Consider the following 18857-nt stretch of genomic DNA (forward strand, 5'->3'; position numbering starts at 1 on the left):
AGGAGATGTGTGCAAGCCAGAGGGATGACCGACGGGGTCAAGCAGCAGCCGGACGAGGGCAACCACCGGAGCCGAGCGAGCGCAGGATGCGCGCCTCCTCCTTCCGTGCGGCGGACGGAGGGATTCGGCCGCCGGCGCGCCGCAGGGCGAGGCCGGCGAGGGCGTCGGCGGTTTCGTTGAGATCGTGACCGATGTGGCCTTTCAGCCACCGGACCTGGACGCGGTGGCGGTGACGCGACAGGCGGTCCATCAACTTCCGGCTCTCTGGGAAGAGGAGGGTGCGGTGGGCGGCGCTCGGGTCGGCGGAGCGCAGGGCCGTGTTGACGGCGTCGACTGCCTCGGTGCTGTCACACAGGATGACTACGGGTGCGTCCCGGTGGTGCTCGAGGAGGCTGAGGGCGGCCGCGCAGACCCCGATGACTTCGGCTTCGCCGCTGCTCGAGGCCAGGGAGTCGCCGTATCCGGCGGTCCCGTCCTCTGCGGCCCAGCCGTAGCCGCACAGTGCGGACTCGTCACCGACCGCGGCGTCGGCGACGGCCACGACGGCGCTGTCGGGAAGGTCGGGGAGCACTGCGTAGCGGTCCACGTCGGCCGGAAGAGTTCTCGTCGGAGGTTCGCCGCCGCCGTCCTCGCCCGTTCCGGCGGGACGGGCATCGGCGACGACGGCGGCGAGAGTGCGGTGACAGCGCGGGCAACCATCGGCGACTTCGGGGCAGTGCGCCTGGTGCCCGAGCGTAAGCTCACGCACGCTGTGCCACACCTCGGGCTCGGCGTCGGCGAAGCGCGCCAGAGCCGCGGCGCGACACCGCGCGATGAGCTCCGCGAAGGGCTGCGTGGAGACGCAGGCCAGCATCCGGTCCTGGAGGTCCGTGACCCGGAGCAGGGCCTCGCGTGAGCGGGCAGCGAGAACCGCGGTGTCCTGGTACGCGTCGTCCAGAGCGTCAAGCCGGGTGCGCCGTACGGAGAGGGGATGGGCGAGCGCGTCCCGTTCGGCCTGTCCGATCGCGTAGCGGCCCCAGGCCAGCGCGGCACGGGCGTGGCGGCTCCACCGTTCGACGACCGCGTCGTGCGGGAGGTTCGGGTTCTCCTCCTCGCGGGCATCGCGCAAGAGGGCCTGAACGAAGTCGTCGTCGTCGCAGTCCCGCAGTGCGCGCACCGGTCCCGGCAGTTCGCCGCCCGCCGTTTCCCGGTCCCAGGCCCACTGCGCGAGGTCGCTCTCCGGCGCCTGCGGCGTGCCGTCCGGCAGCCCCCTGTCGCGCAGTTCCTGTCGCAGGGCCTCGCCGAAGGCAGCTGGGGATGCCATCCGCGCCACCCTCAGTTCCAGCATGTCCACCGGCCGGGAGCGTTCGGCGAGACGGCGGGCCCGCTGCTCCTTGTACACGGCCTCCGCCTGCGACCGGGCCCGTCGCACCGTGCGTGCGTGGGCTCGCAGCCGACGCAGCCGCTCGGGGGGCTGCGCCGAGAACTCCGCGCGCCGGACGGCTCCGCGAGCGAGGACGTCGGCGTGGGCGAGAGCGACGGTGATGGGACCGGCGAGCGAGGCGTGTTCCAAGGCCGTGGCGGTCTCCGGAGCGCACATCCCGTTCATGCGCGCGAGGACGGCCTCCTGCAGGGCGGTGAAGTCGTCGGCGAAGCGACGGATCAGCTCTGTGCGCTCGGTGTTCGTCACGATGGCCTTCCAGGTCGCGGGTGGTGGTGTGGTCGGGGCCGCACAGGGTGTGCGATCGGGCATGGATGGGGGCGGGCCCGTGGGCGCGGGGCATCGGCGTGCAGCCGATGCCGGCGGAGGGGTGAGCCGCCGCGGAGACGACGAGGGCACCCAGCGGGGTCCCGCCCGTGGTCCGGGCTACTGCACCTGGCCGGTGAAGATGGCCGTGCGGTACCAGCCGGAGCCGGAGGTGTCCATCGGCTCGATCTCGATCTGGGCGCTCTTGGCCGTCTTGGGGAACACGCAGGCCGCCTTCCAGGTCCCCGACTTGCCCGGCAGCACGTGCGTGTCCGGACTGCCGCTGAAGCCGGCGTCCGTGTCGAAGATCTCGTCGGCTCCGTCCGGGCAGGACAGGCTGACCATGCTCAGGTCGATCGAGGACTTGGAGCCGTTCTGCAGCGTGACGGAGAAGGACAGGTAGGCCTTGCCGGACGGGCTGGCGTACTCGCCGGAGGTGCCCCGACCGAAGCCGCTCAGGTGCGCCTTGACGCCGTTGTTCCACGTGGCGGTCTTGTCCAGCGCGACGGTGAAGGTGTCACCGCCGGAGTCGTCCTGGGAGTTCTGCCCGTCCTCGGCGCTCTGAGTGTCCCGCGAGGCGCTGACGGTGGCCGCCGGCGTCGCCGTGTCGGTCTGGGTGCCGCCGATGCCGGTGCAGGCGCACAGGAAGCAGCCCACGGCCGCCCCGGCCACGGCGAGGACGGTCCTGCGCGAACGTGCCAGGGGCGCCGCGATCAGCGCGAGGAGCCGTGCGCCGTCGTGGGTGGGCCGCGTTCCGCGCCGCGACGGCTTCCTCCCGGCCGACGACGGCGCGGAGACGGGAGACGTCTGCGGCACCATGCCGGATACGTCTGAAGCCAGGGCCTGCCCGGCCGGTCTCCGGTGCTGCGGGTTGTCCGCGGCTGCGGCGCGGACGGCGTACGGGGACGAAGGGGACGCGGAGGACTGCGTGCCGGGGGTGTTCGGGTAGCTCATGATTCCATTCCTTGGATGCATGTGGAGAGAAAGAGAAGGGGACTGACGGACGGCGCAAAGAGAGGGCGCGCACGCTGACGGAAGCGGGGTCGCCCCGCCCCGGTCGGACCTGTCGGCCCGAGCCGGCCCGGGCGCCCGGCATCGCAGCCTGGCCGCCCACGGATACGTGCGGTCGGGAGCCGTGGGCCATGCCCGAAGGTGGGACCTCGTCCCGCGCGAGGCGTCGGCTGAGAAGGTCTCGGCGTCAATGAACCGGCGCCGTAGGCCTGTTCAGCTCCGCATCCCCCGGATCTTCTGGCCCAACCCGCTGTTCGGGTCGAGGAGGGCGCCCGCGACGCGGCCGGCGGAGTCCTTCACGCCGCCGCTGAAGTTGAGCCGGCCGGTGGAGCCGACGCTCGCGCAGACGCCGTCCCAGTAGACGGGTTCACGCTCCCAACGGACCTGGGCGAGCAGGTGCTCGACCGTCTCGTAGTTCATGGCGTCGCCGGGGGCGCACCAGGGGGTGGCGCGGTGCAGCAGGACTCCGAGGCCTGCCATCACGGCCGGGGCGGTGATCGCGCTGCGCCGGGCGAAGTCCGGGAAGCGGCCCCCGATCAGCCGGGACACCAGACGGACGACGACCGTCTCCACCTCGTCGGCGTCGGTGTTGGACGGCAGGTCGTCCGCGTGAACGTTGGCCGCCGAGTACTGCACACCCTTGCTGCCGAAGACGGTGGTGACGATCAGCGTCCGCAGCGCGGACAGGGTCACGACCTCCTTGTCGGTCCTGGTGAGCTGCCGCTTGCCGGCGTTGACCAGCGTGCCGAACGGCATCCGCTGACCGTTCGACTCGACCTCGAGCTTCTCGCCGACGGTGTAGGCGAGGCGGGTGGCGAGGTCACGCTGGTCCATGGACATGGCCAGGTTCTTGGCGACGTCGATGCCCTTGACGTTGCGGTCGTAGAAGATCTGCCGCGCGTCTGCCGGGGAGATCCCGAGGTAGAGCTCGAAGGGGATACGGACCCGCAGACTGAGCTCGGTGTAGGTGAGGCCGAAGGATTCCGGGTCCTGGTAGATGTCGTGCCAGGCGGTGGTCTGGGTCTCGCCGTCGATGGCGATCACCATGGCGTCCGGGGCGAGGGTCAGCGTCCGCAGGCCCGAGTCGGGGACCAGCTCGTCGCTCATCGCGGCGATCTCGCCGGCGTGCCAGAGCGTGACCGGGGGCGTGGACCAGGCGGAGCCGTGCTTGCCGAGGATGCCGGCGGCGATGTACTCGGCGTAGGCCGGGATGTTCTTGCCCTTCTGGGACTTCAGCGTCCGCTGCACGGTCGCGCGCAGCTCGGCGTGCCGCCGGTCGTGCCCGGACGCGGCCTTGAGGACTCGCGGGTCCTCCTCCTGACGCGGTGACGGCACGAGACGCACGAGCGTCGCGAGCGACATGGTTCCGATGACCGCGTCCTCACGGAACGGCATGACGGTGAGCGGGATTCCTTCCGGGGTGCCGCTCGGCATGGTCAGGCGCATGGGTGTCCCCCTGGGTGATGGTCGATCGGCCGCCGCCTGGCCCCGAGGCGCCGTGCGTCCCCCGGCGCCCCGCCGAGAGGCGTTGGAGCAGGGCAAGGGGCTGGGCACTCAAAGACGTGGCTGTGGCAAGGAACTCACGCTTCACGCCGGGGAGCGTTGCTCACCACCGGAAGCAATTTCATGAAAGCATGACACTGAAAGCGTCGTCAAACAGATTCCAAGAGTTGACCCGTGCTGTAGGGTGTGATCACGCCCGCCCATCGGAGCCAGGACCCACACCCATGTCGCAGCCACCCGCACCGTCCGCCCAGGTGACAGCCGCCGAGATCTCCCGCATCGCGGGCGTCACGCGCGCCACCGTCAGCAACTGGCGCCGCCGGCACGAGGATTTCCCCGAGCCGTCCGGCGGCACGGAGAGCAGTCCGCTGTACGACCTGGAGTCCGTGCGTGCCTGGCTCACCTCGCGCGGTCACGCCTCGGCGGCGACCCCGTCGGAGGAACTGCGGACGACCCTCCGCCTGCACGCACACGGCGGCGGTACGTCGGATCTCCTGCTCCTCGTTCTCGCGGCGGCGGCCCGCTCGCCGGAAGAGCTGACCGCCGCCACGCAGTTGCCGGACGCCGAGCTCGCCACCCGCGCACAGCGCGACGCGGCGTCCACGGCCGACGCCGTGCCGGACGCGGAGACGGTCCGATTCGAGACAGGCGACGCGGCGGTGCTGCGCGCGTTGTACGCGTGTGTACGCGACGAGGGCAGTCAGGCCGCGCTGGGCGTGCTGGCGGAGCGGGAACTGGAGGACAGCGCCGCGTCGGGCGCGTACCAGACCCCCGCGCCGCTCGCGGACCTGCTCGCCCGCCTGATCCCCGGATCCCCGGCCCGCGTCCTCGACCCGGCGTGTGGCAGCGGCACCCTTCTGGCGGCCGCCGCCCGCCGGGGCGCACGCGAGCTGTACGGCCAGGACACGCTTCCCGTGCAGGCCCGGCGCAGCGCCGTGAGCCTGATGCTGACGGCCCCGGAGGCCACGGTCACCGTGCACGCCGCCGACAGCCTCCGCGCGGATTCCTTCCCCGGCCTGGTCGCCGACGCGGTGCTGTGCAACCCGCCGTTCGGCGTCCGGGACTGGGGTCACGACGAGCTCGCGTACGACCCGCGCTGGGCGTACGGCGTGCCGCCGCGCGCCGAGTCGGAGCTGGCCTGGGTACAGCACGCGCTCGCCCATCTGACGCCCGGCGGCTACGCGGCCCTGCTCCTGCCGCCCGCGATGGCCGGCCGCGCGTCGGGCCGTCGCGTACGGGCGGAGCTGGTACGCGACGGGGCGCTGCGCGCGGTGATCGCGCTGCCGGTCGGCACGGCGGTGCCGCTGCACGTCGGTCTGCAGATCTGGGTACTGCAACGGCCCGAGCCGGGCGGTCCGGAGCGCAAGTCGGTGCTGTTCGTGGACACGGCGGCGGACGCTGCGACGGCGGGCGGGCGCGGTGGAACGGCGACGACCGCCCGGACGCGGGGCGTGAACCGGTCCGCCTCACCGGACTGGGCGGGGATCACGGCGCGTGCCCTGGGTGCGTGGCGGGCGTTCACGGAGAGCCCGGACACGTACGAGGGCGAACCCGGCGTCGCACACGCGGCCAGCGTGGTGGACCTGCTGGACGACGTGGTGGATCTGACCCCGGCGCGGCTCGTACGGGCGTCACGGGCCGAGGTCGACCCGGCGGAGCTGTCGGTGGAGGCCGACGCCATACGCCGGAGCCTCGCCGAGGCCGCGAAGTCCCTCGCTCGGACGGCGGGTCAGGAGGGCTGGAGTGCGGCGGGCGCCTCGGCCCGCGAGTGGCGGACGGTTACGGCATCCGACCTGTCGCGCGGTGGAGCGCTCACCCTGCTGCGCACGCCGCCCGACAACGTGCGCGGCAGGGGACAAGCCGCGAGCGGCGGGGACGGGAGGCCCGAGCCACGGGCGGTGCTCACCGGCTCGGACATCGCGACCGGGTCAGGCCCTACAGGAGAGCCGATGGTGCTGCACGACGACACAGCACCCGTGATCGCTGTCGGGGACGTCCTCGTACGAGGGGTGGCGAGCACGGACGGCCCCATGGCCCGGGTCGCGGGCGAGGAGGACGCCGGCGCACTGCCCGGCCCTCAGGTCCACCTCTTCCGGCCGGACCCGGCACGCCTGGACGCCTGGTTCCTCGCCGGGTTCCTCGGCGCGGAGGAGAACATCGCGGGCGCGTCGACGGGCAGTACGGCGCTGACCGTCAGTCCGGGCCGGCTGCGCGTGCCCCTGCTGCCGCTGGAGGAGCAGCGGCGGTACGGGGAGGCGTTCCGGCACGTGCACGCGCTCCGGGCGGAGGCGCAGCGGGCGACGCGGCTGGCGGAGGAGACGGCACGGCTGCTGTCGGGCGGACTCACGGGCGGCCAATTGCTGCCGCGCGGGACGTGACATGACGATCATCGCGTGACCCAGTCGGACTCTTCACGCGTTCTCCTCCTCAAGAGGTTGATATCTCCATCCCGCCATCCGCGTTCCCGGCCTCGACCGCATCCACTACCGTGTCTTCAGGCGCGCATCGCGGCTGATCAGACGCTCGCCACCACCACATTACGAGGACACACGTGCAGATCACGCCCCTGAATCCCGAGGACCCGCTCTCGCTGGGCGACTTCGAACTCCTCGGCCGGATCGGCCAGGGAGGCATGGGCCAGGTCTTCCTCGGGGAGTCGCTCGGTGGCGAACCCGCCGCGGTGAAGGTGATCAAGCCGTCGGTCGTGGACTCGGAGTCCCGCGGACGGTTCGCGCAGGAGATCGAGGTCCTCAAGACCATCTGGGGTCCGCGGATCGCGGCGTTCCTGGGAGCGGACGCGGAGGCGGAGCAGCCGTGGCTGGCCACCGAGTACGTGGCCGGCCCCGACCTCGCCCGGCATGTGGAGACGCACGGACCGCTGCCGTCGGTCCTCACCGCCGCGCTCGGCGCGATCCTCGCCGAGGCACTGTCGGCCGTCCACACACAGGGTCTGCTGCACCGCGACCTCAAACCGGCGAACATCCTCCTCGGCCCGAACGGCCCGAAGATCATCGACTTCGGCCTGGCCGCCTTCGCCGAGTCGAGCGTGTCGCTCACCGCGCCCCACCAGGTCGTCGGCACCCCGGTCTGCATGGCCCCGGAGCAGGCGGCCGGCGAGAAGCCGCTGACGCCCGCCGTGGACGTCTACGCGCTCGGTGCGGTGCTGCTGTTCTCGGCAGCCGGCCACTACCCGCACCAGGCGGCGACGCCCTACATGGTCTTCCACCTGGTCACCGACCCCGATGCGGCCCCCGACCTGTCGGACGCCCCCGCCGACCTGGTGCCGCTGCTGACCGACATGCTGGCCCACCGCGCGCAGGACCGTCCGCCGCTGGTCGAGGTGGTGCAGCGATGCCGCTCGGTCGTCGAGGCCCACGGGCTGAAGATCGCCCAGGCGCGCAGGCGGCTCACCGCCCACACCGCACAGCAGCACACCCCGACCCTGCCGCTGCCCGCACCCGCCCCGCCGCCCCCCGTCCCCTTCCCGGACGTGTCCACGGCGACCGCCTCGGCCGAGCAGGAGCCGGCGCCCACGGCCGACACGGTGGTACCCACACCCCCACCCACGCTCCCGGTACCGCCCACGGTCACGGAGACGCCCGAAACCCCGGCGCCCGCCACGTCCGCACCTGGCGACACCTCGGAAGGCACCCACGGGGATCGGCCGACGCCGAGCCGTCCCGCGAAGTCGCCTCAGCACCGCGCGGGGCCGCCGGGCACCCTGCGCCACTCGGTGCAGGCGCGCAAAACGGCAGAGCGCATCCGGGCCGCCTACGCGGCCGGAGCGCCCTTCGTACCGAGCCGGACCTCCTGACCGTGACCCAGCACCTTCCACGCCACCCTTGACCGGTGCCCGAACCGGCCGCACGCCGGCACGGGCGTCGCATCTGACGCGGCCCCACCCCCAACACCTCGATACGACGACTCAGGAGGCACCCGAGTGACCGCCGACCTCACCACGGCTCCCGCGGCGAGTGGCCAGGACGCCCAGTTCCCGCCGGGCGCCCAGATCCTCGTACGGGACGAGGTGTGGCTGGTCCGCAACGCGACGCGGACCGAGCACGACGGTGCCCGGATCGAGGCCGTCGGCGCGTCGGACTTCGTGCGCGACCAGGAGGCGGTGTTCTTCACCGGCCTGGACCGGATCGAACTGCTCGACCCGAGGCGGACCCGCCTGGTGCGGGACGACTCGCCCAACTTCCGCCGCTCGCGCCTGTTCCTGGAGGCGGTCCTGCGCAAGACTCCGCTCCCGCAGGCCGAGCGCGGCCTCGCCCTCGCGGACTCCTTCCTCCTGGACTCGCTCCCTTACCAGCAGCGCCCCGCGCAACTCGCGCTGTCGGGCCGCAACCTGCGCCCCCGCGTGCTCATCGCGGACGTCGTCGGCCTCGGAAAGACCCTGGAGATCGGCCTCACCCTCGCCGAGCTGATCCGCCGCGGCCGCGGCGAGCGCATCCTCGTCGTCACCCCGCAGCACGTGCTGGAGCAGTTCCAGCACGAGCTGTGGACGCGGTTCGCGATCCCGCTGGTGCGCCTGGACTCGGTGGGCATCGAGCGCATCCAGCGGGAGATCCCCGCCGGCCGCAACCCGTTCACGTACTTCAAGCGCGTCATCGTCTCCATCGACACCCTGAAGAATACCGACCAGTACAAGCACCACCTGGAGCGGATCACCTGGGACGCGGTCGTCATCGACGAGTCGCACAACCTCATCAACAAGGGCTCTCTGCGCAACCAGCTGGCCCGCACCCTCGCCCCGCACACCGACGCCCTCCTGCTGGCCTCCGCGACCCCGCACAACGGCGACGCCCGCTCCTTCGCCGAGCTGATCTCCCTCCTCGACCCGGCCGCGATCCGCGACCCCGAGCACTACCGCGCCGAGGACATCAAGCACCTGTTCATCCGGCGTACGAAGGTCAGCCCCGAGGTGCGCGAGCAGATGAAGGGCCAGTGGGCGGACCGCGGCCCCTCCCGCTCGATCCGGGTGACGGCCACCCCCGCCGAGGAGAAGGTCTTCGAGGAACTGGCCGCCGTCTGGCTGCCGTCCGACGGTTCCAAGTCGGTCAGCGACGTCCCCCTGTTCCCGTACACCCTGCTGAAGTCCTTCCTCTCCTCCCACACGGCGCTGAAGGCCACGGTCGCCACCCGCATCAAGACGCTGGAGAAGAAGGACACCCCGGAGACGACGGCCGCCGAACGCGCGGCCCTGCACCGGCTGCTGGAGCTGGCCTCGGGCATGGCGGAGGAGGACTCGGGCAAGTTCGGCGCGCTGCTGGAGCTGTTGCGGGAGATCGGGGTCGGCCCGAAGTCCGACACCCGGGTCGTGGTCTTCTCCGAGCGCGTACAGACCCTGGAGTGGCTGGCGCGGACCGTGCCGGGGGCCCTCGGCTTCAAGGGCAAGGCCGCTGAGGAGGCGGCCCGCGTCATGCACGGCGGCCTGTCCGACGAGCAGCAGATGCAGTGCGTGGAGGACTTCGGCCTCGCGGACACGCCCGTACGCATCCTGTTCACCGGCGACGTCGCCTCCGAGGGCGTCAACCTGCACCGCCAGTGCCACCAGCTCGTCCACTACGACGTGCCCTGGTCGCTCATCCGCATCGAGCAGCGCAACGGCCGCATCGACCGCTACGGGCAGGCGCACCAGCCGCAGTTCCGGGCGCTGATCCTGACCAGCTCCGTCGACGGCGCGAAGGACGACACCCTCGTCGCCGAGCGCCTGCTGGAACGCGAGGAGCAGGCCCACCAGTCGCTGGGCACGGCGGAGGCGGTGTCCGGCCTGTACCGGGCGGAGGCCGAGGAGAAGTCCCTCATCCAGGACCTGCTGCGGGGCCGCACCGTGGACGAGTCCCTGGACACCGACCGCGCCTCCGACACCGACGACGGCGTGGACGACTTCCTCGCCGACTTCTTCGGCCCCGTCAACGAGGAACCGGAAGAGGACGCCACGGGCGACGCGGGCCACGGGACCGGGGCGGCGCCGAAGGCCCACGTGCCCCGGCTGTTCGCCTCCGCCCGCGAGTTCCTGGACGAGGCGCTGCGCGAGGTCTACCCGGACGCCCACGACCGCCTTGACCTGTCCGCTGACCCCGAGACCGGCCTGCTCTCCTTCGTCCCGCCCTCCGACCTGGTGCACCGTCTGAAGGCGCTGCCCCCGGACTACGTCCGTGAACAGGGCCTGCGCGACCGCCTGAAGGTCACCTTCAGCCGGCGGCTCGCCGACCACAGCCTCACCCGCGCCCGCGCCTCGGCGACGTCCAGCTGGCCCGACATCTCCCTGCTGACCGACCTGCACCCGGTCATGGAGTGGCTCACGGACAAGGTCCTCGTCCGCCTGGACCGCCAGGAGGCGCCGGTACTGACCGCCGACGTGTCCCGCCCCACCTACCTCGTCCAGGGCATCTACTCCAACGCGCTCGGCCGCCCGACCGTCGTCAAGTGGATGGCGGTCACCGCGGACGGCGAGGTCGACGACGACATGGTGGCGGTACTGCGCCGCGCTCAGGTCGGCCCGACGATGGCGAACCCGGGCCTCGCACACGACACGGCCCGCCTCGCCGAGGCGATCCCCGGCGTCCTGGACACCGCGGAGGCTTTCCTGGAGCTCCGCCGCGAGGCGTGGGACGAGCCACTGAGGGCCCCCATCGAGGAGTACAAGGCCCGCCTGGGCTCGTGGGAGCAGCCGACGCTGACGGGCGGCGGCGCCGCGCCCACCGGCACCCGCGAACGCCTCGCCTCCCTCGCGGACTCCCTCCTCACCACCGGCCGCCCGATGCTACGCGTGCTCGCCGTCCTGGCCCCCGCCACCGCCCACGCCGCCTGACCGAGTCCCCAGAGGTTCACGAAGATGACGTACGACAGCCTGGTCAACCGCGGCGACTACTTCTCCGCGCACTACCTCGCCGAGGTCCTCCCCAAGGACCTCAAGTCCGGTCTGCTCGCCGAGTGGAAGCAGCGCGAGGAGGACGCCGCCAGCGCCGAGCGCCCCGAGGGCGCGCTGCCGGTCACCCCGCGCGCGGGCCTGCGGGCGCTGCGCCGCGCCTACTTCGCGGCGCGCTCCTACTTCACGATGGACGAGGAGCGTGCGGCGACCGGCGAGGACGCCGTGACGTACGACGCCCCCGAGTGGCGCGACCGCGTCCGCGCCCTCAACGCGGAGGTGCTGCACGCGCTCGGCTTCGACGCCAAGCCGGGCACGCTCACCGTCGCCCGCGCCGACCAGTCCCACGAGGTGACCGTCGCGCACGCGGAGAAGGACCTCGTCGCCCTGGACTGCGGCTGGTCGGCCGAGCCCGACGACGCCCTGGACCCCGACGGCGCGGGACGCCTCCTGGACGAACTGCGCCTGGACGGCCAACACACCGTCACCACCGGCTCCAAGCTCGCCTCGTTCCTGTTCGCGTGCGAGGACGCTCCGCGCTACGTCCTGCTCCTGGTCGGCGGCGTGGTCGTCCTCGCCGACCGGGCCGCATGGGGCGAGGGCCGCTACTTGGCGGTGTCGCTGGACGCGGCGCTGGAGCGCAACGACACCAAGGCGGGGGGCGAACTCGACACGGTGGCCACCCTGTTCGGCGCGGACTCGCTGCGCACGCCGGAGGAGGGCGGCGAGAACCCCCTCGCCACGCTCCTCGACAAGTCGACGAAGCACGCGGTGGGTGTCTCCAGCGAGCTGCGGGACGGCCTGCGGCTGAGCGTGGAGTTGATCGCCAACGAGGTGCTGGACCGGCTGCGCGAGGCCGGCGTCCGCCCGGACGAGGTCAAGGAACTCCCCGAGCTGGGACGCCAGTTGACCCGCGAGTCGCTGCGCTACCTGTACCGGGTGCTGTTCCTGCTGTACGCGGAGGCCCGCCCGGAGCTGGGCATCCTGCCCTCGGACTACCCCGAGTACCAGATGGGGTACGGCCTGGGCCGGTTGGGCGAGTTGATCGCCGAGCGCGACCTCGTGGACGAGAAGTCCCGCAAGGGCTTCTACCTGTACGAGTCGCTGGACCTGCTGTTCAGCAAGGTCCAGGAGGGATACCGGCCGCGCCGCACGCACGGGGTGGACGCGGAGTCGGCCGAGGCGGTGACCGCGAAGACCTCGGAGGACCTCGGGCTGCGGTTCGAGCCGCTGCACTCCAAGCTGTTCGAGCCGGATGCCATCCGGTTGATCGGGCGGGACGCCGTCCTCGACCCCCGGGTCGACATGGAGGCCGAGGCGGAGGCTGATACTGACAGCGGGGAGCGCTTCATCGACACCCGCCTGCGCAACGAGACGCTGTACCGGGTGCTGCGCCTGCTGATGCTGACGCGCGGCAAGAGGCGCGAACGCGGCGGCTTCATCTCCTACGCCCAGCTCGGCATCAACCAGCTCGGCGCCGTGTACGAGGGTCTGATGTCCTACTCGGGCTTCGTCGCGGGCGAGGAGCTGTACGAGGTCGCGAAGAACGGCGACCCGAAGGACGGTTCCTGGCTGATCCCGGCGACCAAGGCCGACGAGTACCCGGACGAGGTGTTCGTCCGGCACAAGGACGAGGACACGGGTGAGGAGCGGCGCGTGCGGTACGCGCCGGGCGCGTTCGTGTACCGCCTGTCGGGGCGCGACCGACAGACCTCGGCGTCGTACTACACGCCGGAGTCCCTGACCCGGGTGACGGTCCAGCTCGCCTTGCAGCACCGCCTCGACCAGGACGGTACGACGACCGAGGCGCGGGAGCTCCTTGACTGGAAGATCTGCGAGCCGGCGCTCGGCTCGGGCGCGTTCCTCAACGAGGCGATCAACCAGGTCGCGGCGGAGTACCTGCGGCGGCGGCAGGACGAGCTGGGTGTCGCCATCGACACGGAGAAGTACGCGGTGGAGCTGCAGAAGGCCAAGGCGTACATCGCACTGCACAACTCCTACGGCGTCGACCTGAACGACACGGCGGTGGAGCTGGCCGAGGTGTCGCTGTGGCTGAACACGATGCATCCGGGGATGGAGGCGCCGTGGTTCGGGCTGCACCTGCGGCGCGGCAACTCGCTGATCGGCGGGCGCAGGGAGATCTACTCCGCCGAGCGCCTGAAGAAGGGCGGCTGGCTGGGTACGACACCGGAACGCTTCCCGCTAGCGGAAGCAACCGGTGGTCTGCCCTCTAGCGCGGTTAACCGCTTCCTCCTGGGTGCGGTCCACCACTTTCTCCTACCCGCCAAGGAGTGGGGCTCGGTAGCCGCCGAGAAGGAGGCGAAGGCGCTAGCCCCAAAAGAGGCGAAGGCGCTGGCCGCCTGGCGCAAGGCGATCACTAAGTCACCAAGCACCACTCAGACCAAGCGGCTCCAAGGGCTGGCGCGGCGCGCGGAGTACCTGTGGGGGCTGGTCGTACGCCGACTGGAGATCTCCGAACGGGACATCTCGCGGCGGATCGACGTGTGGGGTGCGGAGGACGGCTGGCTGCGGTCGCCCGAGGTCGCGGTGCCGAGGGAGAAGGTCAAGGCCGACCTGGAAGCCGTCGACACCCCGTACTGGCGCTTGAAGACACTGATGGACGCCTGGTGCGCGCTTTGGTTCTGGCCGGTGCAGGAGGCTGCGCTGCTGGACGGCTCGCATGAGGCGTATGCGCGGGCGGCGGAGCTTGCTTCGCAGTCGGGCGAGTGGGTCGTGCCGTCGGCCCCGGCCCCGACTTCGGTTCCGGGCCAGTCGGGTGCGTCTGCGCGGGAGACGTATGAGAAGGAGGACCTGTTCGGCGGGGTCGAGGTCGTCGAGGTCAAGTCGAAGAGCGCGCGGGGCGGCAGCCGTAGGGAACAGATCCGGGGCGAGCGACGGACAGCGATCCCGCTGGCTTCACTGGACGACTGGCTGGACTTCGCGGAGTCGCTGTTGGGCACGCAGGGGGTGCCGGAGGACTCACTGGTGGCCCAGTTCGACACGCTTGATGAGCTTGAGCGGTACGAGGATGAGTTGCCCGAGTGGATGGGCATGGAGCGGTTCTACTCGTTGGAGTCGCGCTATCCGTGGGCGGCGGTCGCGAAGGACGTGGCTGAGCGCCAGGGGTTTTTCCACTGGGAATTGGAGTTTGGGCAGGTCTTCGCGCAGGGTGGATTTGACTTGCAGATGGGCAATCCGCCATGGGTGCGGCCTCAGTGGCAGGAAGACGCGGTTCTAGCCGAATTGGAACCTTGGTTTGTACTAGCGGAGAGGCCGAGCGCCGCAGAGTGGCAGCTGCGCAAGACCAAGGCACTGATCGAGAGTAACGATGGCCGTAATTACTTCCTAAGTGAACTGGCCATCCCTGGGGGCGCTGTCGCTGTGCTCGGTAGCTCCAGCATGTACCCACTGCTCGTCGGCACCCAAGGTGACCTCTATCGGGCCTTCATGAGTCAGGTATGGCGCCACATGGCGACGCAAGGGAGTGCAGGACTCATTCACCCTGACACTCACTTCGGTGGTGTTCGCGAGCGGGCGCTCCGAGAGGCTTCATACCGCCATCTTCGAGTGCACGGGCATTTCGTGAACTCCGCCAACTGGGCGTTTGAGGATCTCGGACGTACCCAAGAATTTGGGGCTCATATCTACGGACCTGTGCGCGAACCCGATTTTCTACACCTGAGCGAACTGCGCGCTGCGGAAGTCTTGCCCACATCATTGGCTCATGACGGACACGGCGAAGTCCCGGGAATCAGATACCACGGCGTGTGGGATGTTCGGCCGCACCGAGAACGCGTAGTGCGCGTAAACACCCCTCTTCTTTCCAGCTGGCAGGTCCTCACTGGTTCAACAGGGGGGTGGGAGCAGACCCCTTTGCTGTACCCGGTTCTCGGTAGCGAGCAAGGCGCCATCGAAGCGCTGGCCGCCCATCCACTTCGCCTAGCGGACTTCCAGCCCGCAATTACCGGCGGATACCACGAGGCTGGCGCCAAGCAGGAGGGTCTGATTCGCTGGGGTAACGAACTAGTCTCCAACCTAACGGACGTCATCCTACAGGGACCACATATCCTGCTGGCACACCCTTTCGGGAAAGAGCCAAGAAGGCCCTGCCGAAACCACAGAGACTGGGAACCGCTGGACCCTGCCGAACTTCCCGTGGACTATATTCCAGTCACCAACTACGTGCGGGCCACCGATCAGAACACCTACCTGGCAGCCCAGAACTCTTGGAGCGGAAAGCCATCCACCTCATACTTCCGGCTGGCTTGGCGAGCGATGATTCCGTTCAACACCGAACGCAGTCTCTATGCCGCCCTCATTCCTCCCGGGCCAGCCCATGTTCATGCTGTTTACTCGGCAGCACTAACTGACGTGCGCCTGACCGCTCTCAACGCAGGCTTCTGGGCGTCTCTGCCGCTTGACTACCTACTGCGCATCACCGGTCATTCGAACCTCCAAGTCGGCGGCGCAGCGAAGATGCCCGCTCCTGACCCGAAGCATCCCCTCGCCTCCGCCCTTCTTCTCCGCACCCTCCGCCTGAACTGCCTCACGAGCCACTACGCCCCCCTTTGGGCGGAATTGTTCGACCCTAGGTGGGCGGGATACGAGGACTGGGCGAATCCCGACTGGCCTGGCCTCAAGCCACTTGCTGCGAGCCTCGGACCAAACTGGGAGTTCACCACCCCGCTCCGCACCGAGCACGAGCGCCGCGCCGCCCTCGTCGAATTGGACGCTCTCGTCGCCGTCTGGCTCGGTATCACCGCCGACCAACTCGCCGCTATCTACAAGTCCCGCTACCCGCAGCTCTACGACTACGAGTCAGCAACCCACTTCGATGCCCGCGGCCGCAAGATCGCGGCTGACTTCAACACTTACGGCCACGGCCAGACGAAGCAGGACTACATCGACCTTCTCACCCACTTGGAGAACCCGGAGACGATCCCGCCCCCATCTAGCTACACCGCTCCCTTCTACAAGGCTGACCGCGAGGCCGAGATGCGCGCCGCGCACGCGCACTTCCAAGCTCGCTTGGACAAGGAGATGGCTGCTGGGCGTTGGACTCCGCCGAAGCGCTGAGGGCCGTCAGGCATAATGTTGGGCGGCGCTTCCCGCAAGAGGAGAAGCGCGGCCCAACGCGGGCCAACCTGGTGCCGTTCAGATCGTTTCAAGCACCGCTGTCCATGCAGCCGAACCCACCTTCAGGGCTGGCCCACCCAGCGCTATCTGCTTCGAGTCACGCACATGAACGGCGTTGCCGTCGACGGCTACTTCGACACACTCGCCGCCTTCCTCACTGCTGTAGCTGCTCTTGATCCAACGAAGGGTGGCGCTCGGTCCCAGGACTGCCTTCTCGGGGCTCACAGTTCTCCCAACAGCTTTTCGACGTACGCGAGCGATTCGCGAGGCGTCAGCGCTTGGGCTCGCAGCGTCCCGTACTTGGCCTCCAGGGCGCGCACCGGCTCGCGATCGCTGTGGACCCGACTGACGTTCTGCACCTCCACGTACGCGATCCTGCGCTCTCCCTTCGTCTCGATCAAGGTGAACGGTCCTGCCATATCGGCGTTCTCCTCGCGGCTCAACGGCATGACCTGTACCTCGACGTACCGCATGTGCGCGACGAGTAGGATCTGCTCCAACTGGCCACGCAGAACGCGGCGTCCCCCGAGAGGGCGGCGCAGGACGGACTCATCGATGACGAAGCTCATCAGTGGTGGCGGCGTGCGGTGAAAGATCTCCTGACGTGCCAGCCGAGCGGCAACCCGCTCGTCAACCACCGCGTCGTCCAACGGAGGCCGCAGTACCCCGAACACCGCCCGCGCGTACTCCTCCGTCTGCAACAGCCCCGGCACGGCCTGGTTGGCATACACATGCAGCTCAACCGCCTCCCCCTCCAACTTCGCCGCATCCCGGAAGAACGCCGGATACCGCGCCCGCGCCACCTCCTCCTTCATCACCACCAATAGCCCGCCAGCCCCCAACACCTCATCCGCCCGCTCGATGAACTCCGGCCTCGGGATGCGCCGCCCCAGCTCCACCGACGTCACCATGTCCTCGCCGTACCCGAGCTTCGCGCCCAACTCCGCCCGCGTCAGCCCCCGGCTCGTCCTGAGCAACCGCAACTGCTGCCCGAAGCACCGCAGAATGCCCGCCTCGCTCTCACCGTGTGCCGCCATGGTGACCTCACCTCACCCACCCGCACAAAAGGCCCCACCCGCACCTCGCCCGGCCGCAGGCACCGCACCCATCCGTCGCTCACCGCACACTGTAAAGACACGCAGCGTTGCGCCGGTCCTACTTCACCCCAGATCCCTCGTACCGAGTAAGAGCGCCCGCCCTCCCTGTACAGCCCCCGCCTGTACACCCGCCCCCGCGTGACTCGACACGGCACCGGTCGCCTCACGACGCGCTATGGTTCCGCCTCAAGGGGAGGACAGAGCGGCCGTTGTACCGCTCGCCGCATCAACGCGCGGAGACGGCAGCCGGGGTGCCCGCACCCCGCAGCCCAGCCGACCGCGCAACAGTCTGGGGGGAACGCGCCATGACAGACGCGCCGACGCACGCCGCCGACACCGACACGGACGAGGCCCACGACACCGCCGACCAGAAGGTCGTCGAGCAGGAGCAGGCCGAGATCAAGGACTTCGTCAAGGGTCTGAGCGCTGACGACATCAAGTCGGGCAACTGGTTCACCAAGCTCGCCGCGCACGCCATGAACTCGTACACCGAGAAGGTCGACTGGCAGTACTTCCAGGACCGGTACGCGGGCGTCCCCGCAGACGCCATCGTGGATCAGCGGATCAAGATGGCGGCCCGGTACGCCGCGCTCGAAGGCGGGCTCTCCGCCGGGGCCTACACGGCGACCGTCGCCGCCACCATCGGCAGCCTCGGCGGTGCCTCACCGGCGACCGTCCCCGCCGCCGTGGCGACCATGATGGTCGACGTCGCATTCACCACCCAGCTCCAGCTTCGCCTGGCCTACGACATCTCCGTCCTCTACCGGATCCCGCTCGACGTGCACGACCCCGAGGACCTGTGGAAGCTCATCCGCGTGGCCTTCACGATCAAGAGCGGGGAAGCTGCCCGCGAAGGTGTCGCCAAAGCGGTCCCGGCCCTCGTGAGGCCGTTGGTCAAGCGCTTCTACTCAGGATCGGTACTCAACGCGGGGAAGGCGCTCCCCGTCGTCGGGAAGAGCCTCCTGCAGCGCAACGTCATCAAGATCGGCATCCCCCTGGTCGGCGTTCCCCTCGCCGTCCTGCTGAACCGCTACACCACGCTCCTCGCCGGCCGACACGCGCGGGCCGTGTTCCGGAACGAGGCGCGGGTGATCGAGATCGCCGAGGGAATCAGCGAGCGCAGTCGCCACCCGCAGTTGATGCTGTGGGTCGCGTGGCTCGTACTCAGGGCGAACGCGAAGGCCAAAATTGCCGACGACGAGGCACTGCTGATGCGGCATCTGGTGCGGCTGGTCCGGGAACGGCACGAGGTGGTCGACGAGAACCTCGCGAACGTCGTCGACATCGACCCCGCCGAGGTGTGGAAGCGCGTGGACGCAGAGCCGGGCGATCTCGGCGATGTCCTTGACGCGGCCGAGCGTGTGGCCACCGTGGACGGTGACGTCAACTCCCGTGAGAAGGCGATCCTCGCGGAGCTTCGGGAGCGGTGCCGCCGGGGCTGATGCCGCCGTACGGCACCGCCCGCACGCCACTCCCCCGCTGCGACCCGGCTCCGTGTACAGCGCACGGC

The 18857-nt window shown here is 70.1% G+C and carries 10 protein-coding genes; 5 read left to right on the forward strand and 5 right to left on the reverse strand.

Features of this window, described 5'->3' with window-relative positions; genetic code table 11:
• Nucleotides 1-37 precede the first annotated feature (37 nt).
• From ACFY0K_RS20230 to ACFY0K_RS20240, 3 genes are all read right to left on the reverse strand, one after another.
• Nucleotides 38-1669, reverse strand: coding sequence for an RNase H family protein (locus tag ACFY0K_RS20230; RefSeq protein ID WP_390640988.1), 1632 nt, complete (start codon nucleotides 1667-1669; stop codon nucleotides 38-40).
• 177 nt (nucleotides 1670-1846) lie between these two features.
• The gene (locus ACFY0K_RS20235; protein WP_390640989.1) at nucleotides 1847-2680 is read right to left on the reverse strand and encodes a hypothetical protein; all 834 of its coding nucleotides are present in this window, start codon (nucleotides 2678-2680) and stop codon (nucleotides 1847-1849) included.
• Nucleotides 2681-2950: 270 nt separating this feature from the next.
• A complete protein-coding gene (locus tag ACFY0K_RS20240) occupies nucleotides 2951-4183 on the reverse strand; it encodes a hypothetical protein (RefSeq protein WP_390640990.1) in 1233 nt (410 codons plus the stop codon).
• Between the two features lie 281 nt (nucleotides 4184-4464).
• Here ACFY0K_RS20240 and ACFY0K_RS20245 point away from each other — a divergent pair, with 281 nt between their 5' ends.
• The 4 genes from ACFY0K_RS20245 to ACFY0K_RS20260 all read left to right on the forward strand — a co-directional run bounded on the left by ACFY0K_RS20245 (nucleotide 4465) and on the right by ACFY0K_RS20260 (nucleotide 16190).
• On the forward strand, nucleotides 4465-6618 hold the full coding sequence (locus tag ACFY0K_RS20245; protein ID WP_390640991.1) for an N-6 DNA methylase: 2154 nt from the start codon (nucleotides 4465-4467) through the stop codon (nucleotides 6616-6618).
• Between the two features lie 173 nt (nucleotides 6619-6791).
• Nucleotides 6792-8054, forward strand: coding sequence for a serine/threonine-protein kinase (locus ACFY0K_RS20250; RefSeq protein WP_390640992.1), 1263 nt, complete (start codon nucleotides 6792-6794; stop codon nucleotides 8052-8054).
• Between the two features lie 126 nt (nucleotides 8055-8180).
• Entirely contained in the window at nucleotides 8181-11057 is a 2877-nt protein-coding gene (locus ACFY0K_RS20255; RefSeq protein WP_390640993.1) for a DEAD/DEAH box helicase, read from the forward strand.
• 24 nt (nucleotides 11058-11081) lie between these two features.
• A complete protein-coding gene (locus ACFY0K_RS20260; protein WP_390640994.1) occupies nucleotides 11082-16190 on the forward strand; it encodes a class I SAM-dependent DNA methyltransferase in 5109 nt (1702 codons plus the stop codon).
• Between the two features lie 78 nt (nucleotides 16191-16268).
• On the opposite strand, the gene ACFY0K_RS20265 is transcribed toward ACFY0K_RS20260, so the two are convergent.
• The gene (locus ACFY0K_RS20265; RefSeq protein WP_390640995.1) at nucleotides 16269-16475 is read right to left on the reverse strand and encodes a DUF397 domain-containing protein; all 207 of its coding nucleotides are present in this window, start codon (nucleotides 16473-16475) and stop codon (nucleotides 16269-16271) included.
• The gene (locus ACFY0K_RS20270; RefSeq protein ID WP_390640996.1) at nucleotides 16472-17287 is read right to left on the reverse strand and encodes a Scr1 family TA system antitoxin-like transcriptional regulator; all 816 of its coding nucleotides are present in this window, start codon (nucleotides 17285-17287) and stop codon (nucleotides 16472-16474) included. The genes ACFY0K_RS20265 and ACFY0K_RS20270 overlap by 4 nt, the downstream gene beginning before the upstream one ends.
• A gap of 365 nt (nucleotides 17288-17652) precedes the next feature.
• On the opposite strand from ACFY0K_RS20270, the gene ACFY0K_RS20275 reads away from it, so the two are divergent.
• Nucleotides 17653-18789 carry a hypothetical protein gene (locus tag ACFY0K_RS20275; protein ID WP_390640997.1) on the forward strand — a complete coding sequence of 379 codons (1137 nt, stop codon included), beginning with the start codon at nucleotides 17653-17655 and terminating at the stop codon, nucleotides 18787-18789.
• The last annotated feature ends 68 nt before the right edge of the window (nucleotides 18790-18857 follow it).

Source organism: Streptomyces sp. NPDC001507, from assembly GCF_042894765.1.
Classification (GTDB): Bacteria; Actinomycetota; Actinomycetes; order Streptomycetales; family Streptomycetaceae; genus Streptomyces.